This is a genomic window from Bradyrhizobium sp. STM 3809 (genome assembly GCF_000239795.1).
GTDB lineage: Bacteria > Pseudomonadota > Alphaproteobacteria > Rhizobiales > Xanthobacteraceae > Bradyrhizobium.
The window spans coordinates 1-13,292 of record NZ_CAFJ01000146.1; the positions used below are offsets into that span (position 1 = coordinate 1).

Consider the following 13,292-nt stretch of genomic DNA (forward strand, 5'->3'; position numbering starts at 1 on the left):
CCGCGGCTACTTCTTCTCCATCGGCGGCGCGACCTTCTCCGCGGGCGCGGGCGGCAAAGCCGGCTTTGCACCCTCCTGCTGGGCGGCCGGATCGGGGCGCGCGGGCTCGGGGGCCGGCGTGGTCGGGCGGGTGCCGCCGGGCTTGGATTCCGCGGGAGTTGCGGAGGGCTCAGGAGAGGCCGAGGGCGTGGCCTGGGCCATCTGATCGAGGTGACCCGCCTTGATGTCGACCAGCGAGACGATCGCCACCAGCGTACCGAGGCCGAGCAGGCCGGCGGCGAGCAGCAGGTCGCGGCGCAACGTGCGTTTGCTGTTGATCGGGGCCATGGACTGTCCTCCGCATCATCGTGATGCCCGCATCATTCTGATGCGCGTCGCATCACCTGATGCGGGGAACAACGGACGGGACGCGGCGAGGTTCCCATTCGGGCCTGCGCCGCTATGCCCCATTACCCCCCGGAACGCGGCATCACAGCCGCAGCAGCCCGGCCTCGCCGCTCTCGTCCGAGAATGCCAGCCAGGTTCCCGCGGCATTCCAGCCTAGCGCCGCGATCGGAGGGGTCTCGTTCCGGCGCACCAGGATCTCGGCGCCGTCCTGCATCCGCACCATCAGCACGGTGCCGTCCTCGTAGCCGCAGGCCAGGATGTCCTGCTTGGGATGGCACGCCACCGCCGTCACCTTGGCCTTCATCGGCGCCAGCATCGCCGGCTCCTTGCCCATCGGGCCATCCTTGCCGACGAACGGCCAGAGGATGACCATGTCGGCGCCCGAAGTGGCGAGGAAACGCCCGCCGCTGCCCCAGGACATCGACTTCACCCGCGACGGATAGCCGGTCATGCGCATGTGCCGGGAGTCGGCAAGGCGCCAGCCATGCAGCGCCGCCTCGTGCATCGAGGTCACCAGGAATTTGTTGTCCGGGCTGAACGTGACGCCGAGATGCGAACCGGCCCAGCCGAGAAACTCCGGCTCGCCCGCCATGTTGGGAAACCACAAGGTCGCGCCGTTGTAATGCGCGATCGCGAGCCGCAGGCCCTTCGGCGCAAACGCGAGGCCGCCGACGGTCGACGGCACCTCGAGCGACTTCTCCTCGCCCTTGGGCTGACGCACGAACGCGGTCTTGCCGACCGACCAGGCGATCGCGCCATCCGAATGCAGCGCGACGTTGTCGATCCAGCGGCGCTTCGGATCGGTCGCCAGCACGCTCACGGCGCCGGCCTTGTCGAGCGAGGAGACCTTGCCGTCATCGCCGCCGAACAGGATGCGCGATCCGTCCGAGACCGCCGACAGGATGCCGCCGCCGGACACCTCGACCTTGCTGATCTCGCCCTCGCCGTCGACGACGGCGACACTCTCCTCGGTGCCGACAAAAGCGGCGCGATCTCCGAGATAGTGCACGGCCGTGATCGCCATGCCGAGCGAGACCGGCTTCACCTTGTCGGTGACGGAGACGATGGATGCGGCCTCGCCGCCCGTATCGAAGTTGCTCATCAGGATACGATGCAGCGCTCGAAGCCTTCGCGGATGGCGTCTTCCGGCAGCTCGCGGCCGATGAAGACGACCCGGCTCTGCCGCGCCTCGTCCGGCTTCCACTTCCGCTGGTGATCGCCCTCGAGCATCATGTGAACGCCCTGGAAGACGTAGCGGTCGTCATCGTCCTGGAATGCCAGGATGCCCTTGGAGCGCAGGATCTTGCCGCCCTCGGTCTGCACCAGGTTCTGCAGCCACGGCATGAATTTCGACGGATCGAGCGGCTTGTCGGAGCGCAGCGACAGCGACTGCATCTCCTCGTCGTGATAGTGCTTCAGGCCGTGATCGTGATGGTGGTGGTGATCATGGCCGTGGTCGTGATCATGGTGGTGATGATCGTGATCATCACCGGCATTGAGGAATTCCGGCTCGATCTCCAGGATGCGGTCGAGATCGAACGCGCCGCGCTCGAGCACATCGGCAATCGCGACCTGGCAGCGCTCGGTGCGATGCAGCCGGGCGTAAGGGTTGATCGCGCGGATCCGCGCCTCGACTTCGGCGAGCTCCGGCTTGGTGACGAGATCGGTCTTGTTGAGCACGATGACGTCGGCGAAGGCAATCTGGTTCTTGGCTTCGGGCGCGTCCTTGAGCCGGTCCGACAGCCACTTGGCGTCGGCCACGGTGACGACGGCATCGAGCCGCGCGTTCTTCTGCACGTCCTCGTCGACAAAGAAGGTCTGCGCCACCGGCGCCGGATCGGCCAGCCCCGTGGTCTCGACGATGATCGCGTCGAACTTGCCCTTGCGGCGCATCAGGCCGGAGATGATGCGGACGAGATCGCCGCGCACGGTGCAGCAGATGCAGCCATTGTTCATCTCGAACACTTCCTCGTCGGCGCCGACGATGAGGTCGTTGTCGATGCCGATCTCGCCGAACTCGTTGACGATGACGGCGTACTTCTTGCCGTGGTCTTCGGAGAGGATGCGGTTGAGAAGCGTGGTCTTGCCGGCTCCGAGATAGCCGGTCAGCACCGTCACGGGGGTCTTGCTCGCGTCGGACATGCGCACTCCGAAAAACTGAGATCGCGTCGAAAATGGCTCAAAGCGCCCGGCCGCGAGGGTCAAAACCCTAACGGACCAGCGCGCTCGTCAGGGCCCTTATATTGTGCCTGACCAGGGCAATGTAAGTGGGAACGGGGCCCTTTTCATCGCTCAGGGCATCCGAATACAGGGTGCCGCCGATCTTGGCCCCGGTCTCGGCGGCAATCCGCCCGACCAGCCGGTCATCGTTGAAATTCTCCAGGAAGACGGCCGGAATTTGCGCTTTTTTCACCTGGCGGATGATTTCGGCGACGTCGCGGGCCGAGGGCTCGGTCTCGGTGGAGACGCCGAGCGGGGCGATGAAGGCGATGCCATAGGCATCGGCGAAATAGCCGAAGGCGTCGTGGGTCGAGATCACCTTGCGCCGGTCAGCCGGGATTCTGTCGATCTCGGTTCGGACCTCACGATCCAGCGCGGCGAGGTCGGCGAGATAGCGTTCGGCATTGGCCTTGAACATGTCAGCGTCAGCGGGATCGGCGACCATCAGGGCGTCGCGGATGGTCTTCACATAGGCCATCGCATTTGGCACCGACTGCCAGGCATGCGGGTCGGCATCCGAGCCGCGCTTGCGCGGCGTGACGCCTTGGGTGGCCGTAATGATCGGCGCCTTGCTGCCGGAGGCCTGCTGCAGCCGCGGCAGCCAGCCTTCCAGACCGAGGCCGTTGACGATGAGCAGCTTCGCCGCACCGACATCCTTCGCGTCATGCGGCGTCGGCGTGTAGACGTGCACGTCGCTGTCGGGTCCGACCAGCGATGTCACCTGGACCTTGTCGCCGCCGATCTGGCGGACGAAGTCGGCGAGAATCGAGAAGCTGGTGATGACGCTCAGCCGGGTCTCGGCGGAGGCCGGAGCCGTGAGCGACAGCAGCAGAACGAGGACGGACAGCAAGCGTGTCATGAGGATCGACTTCAGGCTTCGAGGTGACGTCCCGGAAACAGTTGCGGAAGCACGCCGCCCACGCGTCCGAACAGCACCGAGCCGAGATAGATCAGCGACGCGACCAGGATGATCGCGGGGCCGGAGGGAATGCGGGTCTGGAACGACAGCACCAGGCCGATATAGCCGGACACGATCGCCGAGCCGACCGCGATGCAGATCATCGGCGTGACGTCGCGCGACCAGAACCGAGCGATGCCCGCAGGCAAGATCATCAGGCCGACCGCGAGCAAGGTGCCGAGCGCCTGGAAGCCGTTGACGAGATTGACCACGATCAGGCCGAGAAAGATCAGATGCGCCGGCGCCCCGGCGCGGCTCACCGTCCGCAGGAACAAGGGATCGACGCTCTCGACCACCAGCGGGCGGTAGATCACGGCGAGCACGACCAGCGTGATGGTGGCGTTGGTCGCGACCATCAGCAGCGTCGGGTCATCCATCGCCAGGATGTTGCCGAACAGCACGTGCAGAAGGTCGATATTGGTGCCCTTGACCGAGACGATGGTGACGCCGAGCGCGAGCGAGGCCAGGTAGAAGGTCGCGAGCGAGGCGTCCTCCTTGAGCCCGGTCGAGCGCGATACAAGGCCCGAGAGCAGCGCGACGGCAAAGCCCGCGACGAGGCCGCCGGTGGTCATCGCGAACAGATTGAGTCCCGAGAGCAGAAAGCCGATCGCCGCTCCCGGCAGGATGGCATGCGCCATGGCGTCCCCGACCAGGCTCATGCGGCGGAGCATCAGGAACACGCCGATCGGGCCCGAGCCAAGCGACAACGCGATCACGGCCGCGAGCGCGCGGCGCATGAACTCGAATTCCGAGAACGGAGCGAACAGCACGTCGCGCAGCATCACGCCGCCCGCGAGGCTGGTGCCGGCACGCAAGGCGCCGCCGCGTCGTCGAACGCCTCGCACATCCGGCGCGCCTGCGCGAGGTTGTCCGTGGTCAGCACGTCTGCCGTCGCCCCCCACGCCACCGCCTCGCGGGCCAGCAGCAGGGTTTGCGGAAAATGCGCGCGCACCATCTCCATGTCGTGCAGCGCCGCCAGCACGGTGCGCCGTTCGCCGTGCCAGTGCTCGATCAGCCGCAAGAGGTCGGCCGAGGTCTTGGAGTCCATCGCGTTGAACGGCTCGTCGAGCACGATGACGCGGGCGTCCTGCAGCAGCACGCGCGCGAACAGCATCCGCTGCATCTGGCCGCCGGACAACGTGCCGATGCCGCGGCCCTCGAAGCCGGTGAGGCCGACGGCCGCGATCGCCTGCGCGATCTTCGCCCGCGCGGCCGCGCCGATGCCGCCGAACATGCCGGTGCTGCGCCACAGCCCTGTGCTGACGAAGTCGAACACGGAGATCGGGAAGCTGCGATCGATGTCGGCGATCTGCGGCAGATAGGCGATCTCGCGCGGCTTCACGCCGGCGGCGGCGATGCTGCCGGCCAGCGGCTTGAGCAGCCCGACGATGCCGCGAAACAGCGTCGACTTGCCGGCCCCATTGGGCCCGATCACGGCGAGCAGCGCGCCCTCCGCCACCTCGCCGGAGAGGTGGTGTACGGCCGGATGCCGGTCATAGCCCAGGGTGACGTCGCGGAACTGCAGCTGCGCCATCGCCCTCACCGCATCGCCAGGATGACGATCACCCAGAGCACCGCGCTGGCGGCCAGCGCCGCGGCGAGCCGGGTCGCCACCGGCATGCGCAGGATCGACCACCGCGCCGGCTGCGCCGGATGCGGCGCGCCTGCGCCATGGCCGTGAGCATGGGCATGACTGTGGCCATGCGCGTCATGCGCATGGCTATGGCCGTGACTCTGGAGCGCGGACTGGGTCATTTCATGGTCATGTTACATTATAACATCACCCCTGTCCACCGAGGGGAAATGGCGCCTAGACCTTCCACCGAGGGATATTGGCCCACATCCGGCTGGGTATTTTCCTCGGCCCCTGGATCGCTTCGCTGCGCTCGCGATGACGGAGGTCGTGGTCACGCCGGTGCCTGCCTCACCGGTCATGGCGGGCATCCTGCCGGAACGTTGCTCCGTCACGGCGAGCGCAGCGAAGCGATCCAGGGGCCAAGTGAACGTCGAGCTTCTTCACGCGGGGCGACGCACCTCAGCTCAACACCCTCACCAGCGCCAGCCCGGCGAACAAGCCCGCAATCGAGATTCCCACCGACCCCAGCACATAGGCCGCCGCCAAGCCCAGCGCGCCGCGCTCATACAGCAGCGCGGTGTCCAGCGAAAACGCCGAGAACGTGGTGTAGCCGCCGAGGATGCCGGTCATCAGGAACAGCCGCCAGTGCTGGGTGGCGCCGCCCTTGAAGGTGAGGTAGCCGGCGATCAGTCCCATCACGGTCGAGCCGGTGATGTTGATGATGAAGGTGCCCCAGGGAAAGTCGGTGCCGAGCGCGCGGGCGCTGGCCATGTTGATCATATGCCGGAGCGAGGCGCCGCAGCCGCCGCCGACAAAGACGAGAACATAACCGAACAGCTGATTCACGGAGCCCCACCTCGCACGGCATCGACAGAACGAATGCCCTGCCTTCATCTCAAACGATGCAAGAGTTTTGCCGCAGCGACCGCACCCTTGCAAGATCGCGCCCGCCATATCGGCGTCAGAGAACAGGCGCGGCAGAGAAAAGGGGCGACAAGGAAAAAGGGCGGCGAGCCAGAGCCCGCCGCCCTTCCCTGACGATCACGCCGGATCAGACAGCCTTGCTGTACAGCTCTTCGACGTATTCCCAGTTGATGAGGTTTTCGACGAAGGCCTTCAAGTAGTCGGGACGGCGGTTGCGGTAATCGATGTAATAGGAGTGCTCCCAGACGTCGACGCCGAGGATCGGGGTCGCGCCATGCACCAGCGGGCTCTCGCCATTGGCGGTCTTGGAGATCTCCAGCTTGCCGTTCTTGACCGAGAGCCAGGCCCAGCCCGAGCCGAACTGGCCGACGCCGGCGGCGATGAAGTCCGTCTTGAACTTCTCGTAGCCGCCGAGGTCCTCGTTGATCTTCTTCTCCAGCGCGCCCGGCAGCTTGGTGCCGCCGCCATTCGGCTTCATCCAGGACCAGAAGTGGATGTGATTGTAGTGCTGGCCGGCATTGTTGAAGATCGGGGCGTTCTTGCCGAACGAGCCCTTGACGATCTCCTCGAGGGACTTGCCTTCGAATTCGGTCCCCTTGATCAAGTTGTTGCCGTTGGTCACATAGGCCTGGTGATGCTTGTCGTGATGATACTCCAGCGTCTCCTTGGACATGTAGGCGCCGAGGGCGTCATAGGCATAAGGCAGGGGGGGAAGCGTAAAGGTCATGGGGTCGGTTCCGCAACTTGTGGGAAGACGGGATTTAACGGGACCTCCTTATAGAAGGTTCCGAACTCCTAAACACTGTGATTCTGGAAAAAGCGAGCCGTTTTGATGAGCATCGAAATCGAGGTCCTGAATGGCGACGCCGGCTGGCCGCAGGCCAAGCCGCTCTATGACGCGATCTGGCCGCCCGAGGTGGTTGCCACGCTACCCTGGGCCGGTATCACCTTTGCGCATGCCGACCTGCGCGTCCTGGTGCAGGACGAGGCCGGCGACGTGCTCTGTCATGTCGGGATCTATCGCCGGCTCGTCAAGTGGAACGGGCAGACCGTCAATGTCGCCGGCATCGGCGGCGTCTTGACGCGCGCGGACATGCGCAATCGCGGCCTCGCCACGGTCGGACTGAACGCCGCGATCCAGACGCTGCGCCACGAGGATTCGATCAACTACGCGATCCTGTTCTGCGCGCCGGACCGCATCGCGTTCTACGGCGCCCGCGGCTTCATTCCGTTCGACGGCGACGTCTATGCCGACCAGCCCGAGAAGGGCCGCATCCGCTTCGACACACTGTCCGCCATGGTCCACGATGTCAAACGTACCGCGCCGACCCGCGGCACCATCGATCTCTGCGGATTGCCGTGGTGAGGCTTCCTCTCTCCTCCGGTCGTCCCGGGGGGAGCTTGAGCCGGGCTGGTCATTGGCCTTCTGCCCATGACGTCCGCGGCGCGGCATGGGTCGCGACTCCTGGGCCGGCACGACGACGGAGATTGTCGCGACAGCTGAGACCAGATTCCGGAGCCCTGAGACGACCCGACAAGGAATTGAGACAGCCCGGCGCAACGCACCTGATCGTGATGTCGCCGCTTTGGACAACCACACCTCCGAGATTGCAACTCCGCCGTTTGCTGGTAAGCAAGCGCGGCTTGAACGGGGGGGTCACATGAACTTGAAATTGCGTCTGTCTGGTCTCGCACTCGGCGCGCTGGTCATCGCGCAGCCGGCATTGGCCGCCGATGATCCTACCGGCACATGGCTGACGCAGGCCGGCGATGCCAAGATCAAGGTCGCCAAATGCGGCGCCAATCTGTGCGGCACGGTCGTCTGGCTGAAGGAGCCGATGGACACCGACACCGGCAAGCCGGCGGTGGACAACAAGAACCCCAATCGCGCGCTTGCCAACCGCCCGATCATCGGCCTGCAGCTGTTCGATGCCGTTCATCCCGACGGGCCGAACAAATGGTCCGGCAAGATCTACAACGCCGATGACGGCCAGAGCTACACCAGCCACATCTCGGTCTCTGGCCCGGATACGCTCAGGGTCGAAGGCTGCGTCGGCGCGCTGTGCGGCGGCGAAACCTGGACCCGCGCGCGCTGATCCGGCGTCAGGCGATTGCGGCCTTCAGCGCGGTCGCAGCCGATGCGTAGCCGCCCTGCGCCCCGTCGATGAAATGGACGTGGTCGGGGCGGATCGCCGATGGCGTGAAGCAGGTCATCATCGCCGAAGCCTGGCGGTGCAGGCCGTAGCGCACGATCCCCTGTGACGCCGCCGCGCTGAGCCGCCGCTCCAGCTCCTGGGCGAGCTGCTCGGTGCAGTCGAGGATCATGCGCAAGGCATCGTCGTATTTCCGAAAGTCGGAATTCTCCACCACCTGCTGCCGATACAGATCCGGCACGAAGCCGCCGATGCTGATGCCGAAGCGCATGATGGCATAGACGAACAGCGTGCGGCCGAGCACGCGGACCCAGCGCACGATGCCCGGGCCGCGCGACGCGCGGACTTCGTAGTCCAAGCCCTGCGGCGGCCATTGCAGCGCCGGCCCGCCGGGCGGGACCGGCCGCCCGGCCTCGGGAGTGCGCTCCGTCAGCGTGATGATGTCCTCGATGACGCGCCGGTAGGCCTGCGGCTCCGCGCCCGCAGCCGGCAGCACCAAAACCGACAGGATGAGACCACGCGCCGACGGCATCTCCTCGAAGCGGCAGGACAGGCCGGACAGATCCGGCAGCGTGCCGGGCGGCGCCGGGGGGATCGCGAACTCGCCGCGCTTCATCGCGGCCTCGGCCCAGCCGAGCCCGCCGCCGGCGAACATCGCATAGGACAGATTGGCCGACGGGCCGTAGCGCGCCACGCGCACGTCCTGCCCGCGGGCGCGGATGGCGCCGACCGGCACGAGCGCGACGCGCATCGAAAGCTCCAGATCGTCGCTCACCCAGCGCGCGGTCGCGGCGAGCGCCTCGCGGGCCGCCGATGCATCGTCGGGTCCGACCGCGAAGCTCGCGCCGTCGCCGCCGAACACGAACGGGAATTCGCGTCCCTCCAGGGCGTTGGTCACAGCCGCGATCACCGCCGCCCCGGCCATGTTGACCGCCTTGTAGCGCCGGTCCGCGATCGCCTTGGTCGACTCGACGATGTCGGCCGTGCCGATCAGCCAGTCGTCCGGCAGCGGCTTGTAGAGCTGCGGGTCCATTAGCCGCGAAAAGCCGCGAAACACCGGGATCGAGGCGTAGTAGTCGGCAGCGCTGGTCTTCGACATCGCGAGGTCATCCGTCCGGAGTATGCCTTCCATGGGGAGCTACGGACATCCCTGTCAAGCGGGTTCGGACCGGGACGGCGCGCTCCGTCGCGGCGCCGTGTTATCGTCCCGTCGGTTTCGACGTGCTAGCCTCGCCGCATGAATGCCGACACCCCGCCCGTCCCCCAACTCGCCGCGCGCGCACTGCAGATCGCGGACCGCATCAATACCGCCGGCTTCGAAGGCCAGGTCCTGTCGGCGACGCCGCTCGCCGTGCGCATCGGCGAAACCGGCATCGCCGTGGTCTTCCGCTACGGCGTCGTCGTCTTCATCGGCCTGACCGTCGCCGAGGAGATCAACTTCCTCGACCAGCTCGGCCCGCGGCTGTTCGGCGCGATCAACCCGCATGAGGAAGAGACGGCCAGGGTCCAGGTCGCGCGCGAGTCCGACGAACCGATCCCGGTCGGCGGCCCGATCCAGGTCAAGGAATTGTCGCTGGAGAGGCTGCTCATCGTCGCCGATGCGCTGGCCAAGAGCGTCGTGCTCGGCCGCAGCGAGCGCGATATCGCCAACGTGTTCGACACGATCGAACCGTTCGCGCGCGAGCTGGCGTCGCTCGGACGCACCTCGAAGAGCCGGGTCGCCATGCTCAAGCTGCTCGGCGCCGCGCTGCTGGTGCAGCATCGCGTCTCGGGCCGCGTCGCGGTCGGCGAGAAGCCCGACGTGCTGTGGGACCGGCCCGATCTCGAGCGGCTCTATGCCAGGCTCGAGGACGAGTATGAGCTGAAGGAGCGCGAGGAGACGCTCAACCGCAAGCTCGTCGTGATCGCCGAGACGGCGACCGCGCTCGCCGACATCATCGACACCAAGCGCTCGCTGCGGCTCGAGATCATCGTCGTCATCCTGATCGCCTGCGAGATCGTGCTCGGCTTCTACGAGATCTTCGCCCGGGGCGGCCATTGACCGCGCCTCGCTGCCACGGACACGTCATACATCTCTGGTTGTATTTCCCGATCGGCGCCATATCATTCGCCGCAGTCCTGCCGGAGATCAGGGAGGTACCATGACCAGCCGCGCTGCACGTTCGAGGCCAGTGATCGGGGTCCGGATCGCCGTGGCAGCCGCGCTCGCGACCGCGGCGGCGATGACGGCCAGCGCGCCGGGGGCGGCGCAGGCGGCCTCCGAACCGGTGACCGCCTGCACCGCGCTCGACATCTGCTATTGCGTCCATCCGGAGTTCAAGGATGCGATCGCCGCGAATGTCGCGCGGATCCGCACGCTGCTCGCCGATCAGCGCGCGCAGGGCAAGGCCATCGGCTATCTGAGCGTGCCGCTCTCCGCCGCCGGCGGCGGCTCCTTCACCGTGAATACCGCTATCGCGGCCAGGATCGCCGGGCGCGTCACCGAGCGGTTCGGTCCGCGCGCCACGTTCGTGCTGAATCCCGGCGCCGAGGGCGGCGACGGCCTGCGGGGCGCCAGCGGCGCCGACTACATGTACATGTGGACGCAGATCCTCGAAGGCGACAAGGGGCTCGGCGAGGCCTTCGACTTCGTCTACTTCTCCGGCCCACGCGACTTCGCCGGATATTTCGAACTTACCGGCACGCACGATTTCGAACGGCTCGAAGCCTGGTTCGACGACAAGATCGCGCCCGACCCGCAGTTCAAGGACGCGATCGCCAATGGCAGCCTCACCCGAAACGGCTTCCGCAACTACTACGGCCTGCGCGCCTCCGTCGCATTCAGCTATGGTTCACACGACGAATGGAACATTGCGCGCATGATCAATGATCGGCGCCGGGGCGCGACGGACTATGGCATCGCCAACCAGCTTGCGGTGTTCTTCGACGGCCAGCCAATGTCTCCCGGAGGCTATGAGTCGCCGACCGCCGCAGGCGATGTCGGCCGCTGCGTCAAATAGCAGCAGGATACGCCGCGCATCACTCGAGCGCGCTGACGTTCCAGGTCGCGTGACGCACGCCGGGCAGCTTCGCCAGCTCCGCCGTGACCCGGTCGAGATCGGCCGTCTCGGCGGCCAGCGGCACCAGTGTCGCCGTGATCTCCGCGAGGTCGTCGGAGCGGTAGGCGACCTCGGTTTCACGCACCGGGTATTTGGCGGCCTCCAGCCGCTCATCCAGCGCCTCGCGCAATTGCGCGGCATGCAGGACGTCTGTGGTCACCACGATCGCGTAGTTGGCCTCGGAGGTCGCGGCATTGAGCGGGATGCGGTCGATCGCGTTCACCAGCGGCCGCAGCAGGGTATTGCCGGCGAGCACGAAGACGGTGAGCGCCACCGACTGGGCGACGAGGTCCGCGCCGGCACAGGCGCCGACGGCCGCGGAGGCCCACAATGTCGCCGCCGTGTTGAGGCCGCGGACGTTCATGCCTTCCTTCATGATCGTGCCGGCGCCGAGAAAGCCGATGCCCGATACCACATAGGCAATGATCCGCACCGCGCCGTCGGCGCCGGTGAGCCGGTTGCCGATGTCGACGAAGGCCGCGGCCCCGACGGCGACCAGTACGTTGGTGCGCAGGCCGGCGCTGCGCTGCCGGAACTGCCGCTCGGCGCCGATCAGCGTCCCCAGCACGAAGGCCGTGAACAGGCTCACGAGCGTGTCGAGGAAGTCGTAGAGCTGGAAAGTGTGCAGGAATCGCATGAGCCGGAACTGTCTTCGGTCCTATGCCGGACCATCTGCCGGGCGGCAGACACACAAATGTCCTCTGGCGGCCGGATTGCCGCGAGAAGGCCGTCTTCTTAGGCCGTCCTTGATCGAAATCAAATCCCAAACCCTCCAGCATCTCTTAGGCTGACATGATCAACAGGCAGATGACGCCCAAGATGACGTCCTCGTCCGATACAAGAAGGGATCTCAGTCCCGCCGTCCGGCTCGGACATGACGCGGTGAGCGCGGTGAAGCTGTCGCAAGAGCTCACCGCCGACATCGACGCGTGGGCCGAGACGCACCAGGTCACGCGCTCCGATGCGATCAGCCAGCTGCTCGCGATCGGCCTGCATGCCTCCGGACGCCCGGCCCCGCAGCCCAAGCTCCGGGACCCGCTCGCAATCGAGCAGAATGCGATCCGGCTGATCGATCAGATGCTCGATCCCAACCTGCCGGCCGATGAGCGCGAGCGGCGCATCCGCCGCCTGATCGAAGGCCCGGCGGAGTTCGCCGGTGAGCGGATCGACCTGCCGAAGCGTCTCGATTGAGTCACGCGGCCGAGCGCGCCGCCACCGCCTCGTAGATGTCGTCCTCCTGCGCGGTATGCATGCGCACCAGCGTCTCGATCGCCTCGATCACCCGCTGGGCGTCGCGGATCAGATAGCGGTCGACCTTCTCGGACGGCAGGTCCTCCACCACCCGCCCGAGCAGCCGCGCCAGATGCAGGATCTCGCGGTGCGCCCGGCTCATCGCCGACAGGCCGTGGCTGTCCTGCAGCAGCCGCGCCAGCCGCGGATAGACCGAGCCTTCGTCATCGCGCTCATGCGCGACGACCTGGTCCTGCACGACGGCATTGGCCTCGACGATCAGGGACACCGCTTTCTCCGGCACGGCCTCGTCGAGCGCATCGACGATCGCGCGCAACCGGTCCAGCCCGCGCAGCAGCGCCTGGTGATCGTGCCGCAGGCCCTGGCCGTCCTCCACCGTGATCCGGCCCGTCCGCCCCCGGCCGGCCGGGAGCAGCGCCCGCAGCGCGTTGAGGATGACGGCGACATCGATCGCCTCCTGCACCAGCGCCGCCGGCACCGGCTGCAACAGGCCGAACGCCGCGGCGCCCATCGCGATGAACGACAGCGCCATGCCGGCGACGATGCTCTCCAGCGCGATCCGCCGGGCGCGCTGCGCGATCACGATCGCCTCGCCGACCCGGTCGAGCCGGTCGGCGAGGATGACCACGTCGGCCGCCTCCGACGAGGCGCTGGCCCCGCGGGCGCCGAGCGCGATGCCGACATCGGCGGAGGCGAGCGCCGGCGCGTCGTTGATGCCGTCACCG

At 66.9% G+C, this 13,292-nt stretch carries 17 protein-coding genes; 5 read left to right on the forward strand and 12 right to left on the reverse strand.

Going from position 1 to position 13,292, the window contains the following annotated elements:
• Positions 1 to 6 precede the first annotated feature (6 nt).
• The 9 genes from BRAS3809_RS07575 to BRAS3809_RS07615 form a co-directional block, all read right to left on the reverse strand.
• Complete coding sequence (locus tag BRAS3809_RS07575; RefSeq protein WP_008961497.1) at positions 7 to 327, reverse strand: hypothetical protein; 321 nt, start codon at positions 325 to 327, stop codon at positions 7 to 9.
• 142 nt (positions 328 to 469) lie between these two features.
• Positions 470 to 1,489, reverse strand: coding sequence for a WD40 repeat domain-containing protein (locus BRAS3809_RS07580; RefSeq protein WP_008961498.1), 1,020 nt, complete (start codon positions 1,487 to 1,489; stop codon positions 470 to 472).
• Positions 1,489 to 2,529 carry a CobW family GTP-binding protein gene (locus BRAS3809_RS07585; RefSeq protein ID WP_035655685.1) on the reverse strand — a complete coding sequence of 347 codons (1,041 nt, stop codon included), beginning with the start codon at positions 2,527 to 2,529 and terminating at the stop codon, positions 1,489 to 1,491. The genes BRAS3809_RS07580 and BRAS3809_RS07585 overlap by 1 nt, the downstream gene beginning before the upstream one ends.
• Before the next feature lie 67 nt (positions 2,530 to 2,596).
• On the reverse strand, positions 2,597 to 3,466 hold the full coding sequence (locus BRAS3809_RS07590; RefSeq protein ID WP_008961500.1) for a metal ABC transporter substrate-binding protein: 870 nt from the start codon (positions 3,464 to 3,466) through the stop codon (positions 2,597 to 2,599).
• An 11-nt stretch (positions 3,467 to 3,477) separates the two neighbouring features.
• On the reverse strand, positions 3,478 to 4,347 hold the full coding sequence (locus BRAS3809_RS07595; RefSeq protein WP_035655691.1) for a metal ABC transporter permease: 870 nt from the start codon (positions 4,345 to 4,347) through the stop codon (positions 3,478 to 3,480).
• A complete protein-coding gene (locus BRAS3809_RS07600; RefSeq protein ID WP_035655687.1) occupies positions 4,347 to 5,099 on the reverse strand; it encodes a metal ABC transporter ATP-binding protein in 753 nt (250 codons plus the stop codon). Before BRAS3809_RS07600 ends, BRAS3809_RS07595 begins: the two co-directional genes overlap by 1 nt.
• Before the next feature lie 5 nt (positions 5,100 to 5,104).
• Positions 5,105 to 5,320, reverse strand: coding sequence for a hypothetical protein (locus BRAS3809_RS07605; RefSeq protein WP_035655689.1), 216 nt, complete (start codon positions 5,318 to 5,320; stop codon positions 5,105 to 5,107).
• A 280-nt stretch (positions 5,321 to 5,600) separates the two neighbouring features.
• Entirely contained in the window at positions 5,601 to 5,987 is a 387-nt protein-coding gene (crcB, locus tag BRAS3809_RS07610) for a fluoride efflux transporter CrcB (protein WP_008961503.1), read from the reverse strand.
• A gap of 205 nt (positions 5,988 to 6,192) precedes the next feature.
• Complete coding sequence (locus BRAS3809_RS07615) at positions 6,193 to 6,792, reverse strand: superoxide dismutase (protein ID WP_008961504.1); 600 nt, start codon at positions 6,790 to 6,792, stop codon at positions 6,193 to 6,195.
• A 105-nt stretch (positions 6,793 to 6,897) separates the two neighbouring features.
• Here BRAS3809_RS07615 and BRAS3809_RS07620 point away from each other — a divergent pair, with 105 nt between their 5' ends.
• Positions 6,898 to 7,431 (forward strand): GNAT family N-acetyltransferase, encoded by a 534-nt coding sequence (locus tag BRAS3809_RS07620; RefSeq protein WP_008961505.1) that lies wholly within the window; start codon positions 6,898 to 6,900, stop codon positions 7,429 to 7,431.
• Between the two features lie 295 nt (positions 7,432 to 7,726).
• Positions 7,727 to 8,161 carry a DUF2147 domain-containing protein gene (locus BRAS3809_RS07625; RefSeq protein WP_008961506.1) on the forward strand — a complete coding sequence of 145 codons (435 nt, stop codon included), beginning with the start codon at positions 7,727 to 7,729 and terminating at the stop codon, positions 8,159 to 8,161.
• 7 nt (positions 8,162 to 8,168) lie between these two features.
• Here the strand turns inward: BRAS3809_RS07625 and BRAS3809_RS07630 are convergent, their stop codons facing one another.
• Positions 8,169 to 9,317 (reverse strand): DUF3095 domain-containing protein, encoded by a 1,149-nt coding sequence (locus BRAS3809_RS07630; protein ID WP_008961507.1) that lies wholly within the window; start codon positions 9,315 to 9,317, stop codon positions 8,169 to 8,171.
• A gap of 138 nt (positions 9,318 to 9,455) precedes the next feature.
• Here BRAS3809_RS07630 and BRAS3809_RS07635 point away from each other — a divergent pair, with 138 nt between their 5' ends.
• Together BRAS3809_RS07635 and BRAS3809_RS07640 are read left to right on the forward strand one after the other, a co-directional pair.
• Positions 9,456 to 10,259: an RMD1 family protein gene (locus tag BRAS3809_RS07635; protein ID WP_008961508.1), complete on the forward strand. Its 804-nt coding sequence runs from the start codon at positions 9,456 to 9,458 to the stop codon at positions 10,257 to 10,259.
• 100 nt (positions 10,260 to 10,359) lie between these two features.
• Positions 10,360 to 11,217 carry a hypothetical protein gene (locus BRAS3809_RS07640; protein ID WP_240535617.1) on the forward strand — a complete coding sequence of 286 codons (858 nt, stop codon included), beginning with the start codon at positions 10,360 to 10,362 and terminating at the stop codon, positions 11,215 to 11,217.
• A gap of 19 nt (positions 11,218 to 11,236) precedes the next feature.
• Here the strand turns inward: BRAS3809_RS07640 and BRAS3809_RS07645 are convergent, their stop codons facing one another.
• Positions 11,237 to 11,953, reverse strand: coding sequence for an MgtC/SapB family protein (locus BRAS3809_RS07645; protein ID WP_008961510.1), 717 nt, complete (start codon positions 11,951 to 11,953; stop codon positions 11,237 to 11,239).
• 155 nt (positions 11,954 to 12,108) lie between these two features.
• On the opposite strand from BRAS3809_RS07645, the gene BRAS3809_RS07650 reads away from it, so the two are divergent.
• Positions 12,109 to 12,507: a hypothetical protein gene (locus tag BRAS3809_RS07650; RefSeq protein WP_008961511.1), complete on the forward strand. Its 399-nt coding sequence runs from the start codon at positions 12,109 to 12,111 to the stop codon at positions 12,505 to 12,507.
• 1 nt (position 12,508) lies between these two features.
• On the opposite strand, the gene BRAS3809_RS07655 is transcribed toward BRAS3809_RS07650, so the two are convergent.
• Positions 12,509 to 13,292: hemerythrin domain-containing protein (locus tag BRAS3809_RS07655; RefSeq protein ID WP_035655690.1), on the reverse strand; the 784-nt coding region annotated here is incomplete at its 5' end.

Coding starts and splice junctions, on each gene's coding strand:
- BRAS3809_RS07575 (WP_008961497.1), bottom strand. CDS start 327: ATGGCCCCGATCAACAGCAAACGCACGTTGCGCCGCGACCTGCTGCTC.
- BRAS3809_RS07580 (WP_008961498.1), bottom strand. CDS start 1,489: ATGAGCAACTTCGATACGGGCGGCGAGGCCGCATCCATCGTCTCCGTC.
- BRAS3809_RS07585 (WP_035655685.1), bottom strand. CDS start 2,529: ATGTCCGACGCGAGCAAGACCCCCGTGACGGTGCTGACCGGCTATCTC.
- BRAS3809_RS07590 (WP_008961500.1), bottom strand. CDS start 3,466: ATGACACGCTTGCTGTCCGTCCTCGTTCTGCTGCTGTCGCTCACGGCT.
- BRAS3809_RS07595 (WP_035655691.1), bottom strand. CDS start 4,347: ATGCTGCGCGACGTGCTGTTCGCTCCGTTCTCGGAATTCGAGTTCATG.
- BRAS3809_RS07600 (WP_035655687.1), bottom strand. CDS start 5,099: ATGGCGCAGCTGCAGTTCCGCGACGTCACCCTGGGCTATGACCGGCAT.
- BRAS3809_RS07605 (WP_035655689.1), bottom strand. CDS start 5,320: ATGACCCAGTCCGCGCTCCAGAGTCACGGCCATAGCCATGCGCATGAC.
- BRAS3809_RS07615 (WP_008961504.1), bottom strand. CDS start 6,792: ATGACCTTTACGCTTCCCCCCCTGCCTTATGCCTATGACGCCCTCGGC.
- BRAS3809_RS07620 (WP_008961505.1), top strand. CDS start 6,898: ATGAGCATCGAAATCGAGGTCCTGAATGGCGACGCCGGCTGGCCGCAG.
- BRAS3809_RS07625 (WP_008961506.1), top strand. CDS start 7,727: ATGAACTTGAAATTGCGTCTGTCTGGTCTCGCACTCGGCGCGCTGGTC.
- BRAS3809_RS07630 (WP_008961507.1), bottom strand. CDS start 9,317: ATGTCGAAGACCAGCGCTGCCGACTACTACGCCTCGATCCCGGTGTTT.
- BRAS3809_RS07635 (WP_008961508.1), top strand. CDS start 9,456: ATGAATGCCGACACCCCGCCCGTCCCCCAACTCGCCGCGCGCGCACTG.
- BRAS3809_RS07640 (WP_240535617.1), top strand. CDS start 10,360: ATGACCAGCCGCGCTGCACGTTCGAGGCCAGTGATCGGGGTCCGGATC.
- BRAS3809_RS07645 (WP_008961510.1), bottom strand. CDS start 11,953: ATGCGATTCCTGCACACTTTCCAGCTCTACGACTTCCTCGACACGCTC.
- BRAS3809_RS07650 (WP_008961511.1), top strand. CDS start 12,109: ATGATCAACAGGCAGATGACGCCCAAGATGACGTCCTCGTCCGATACA.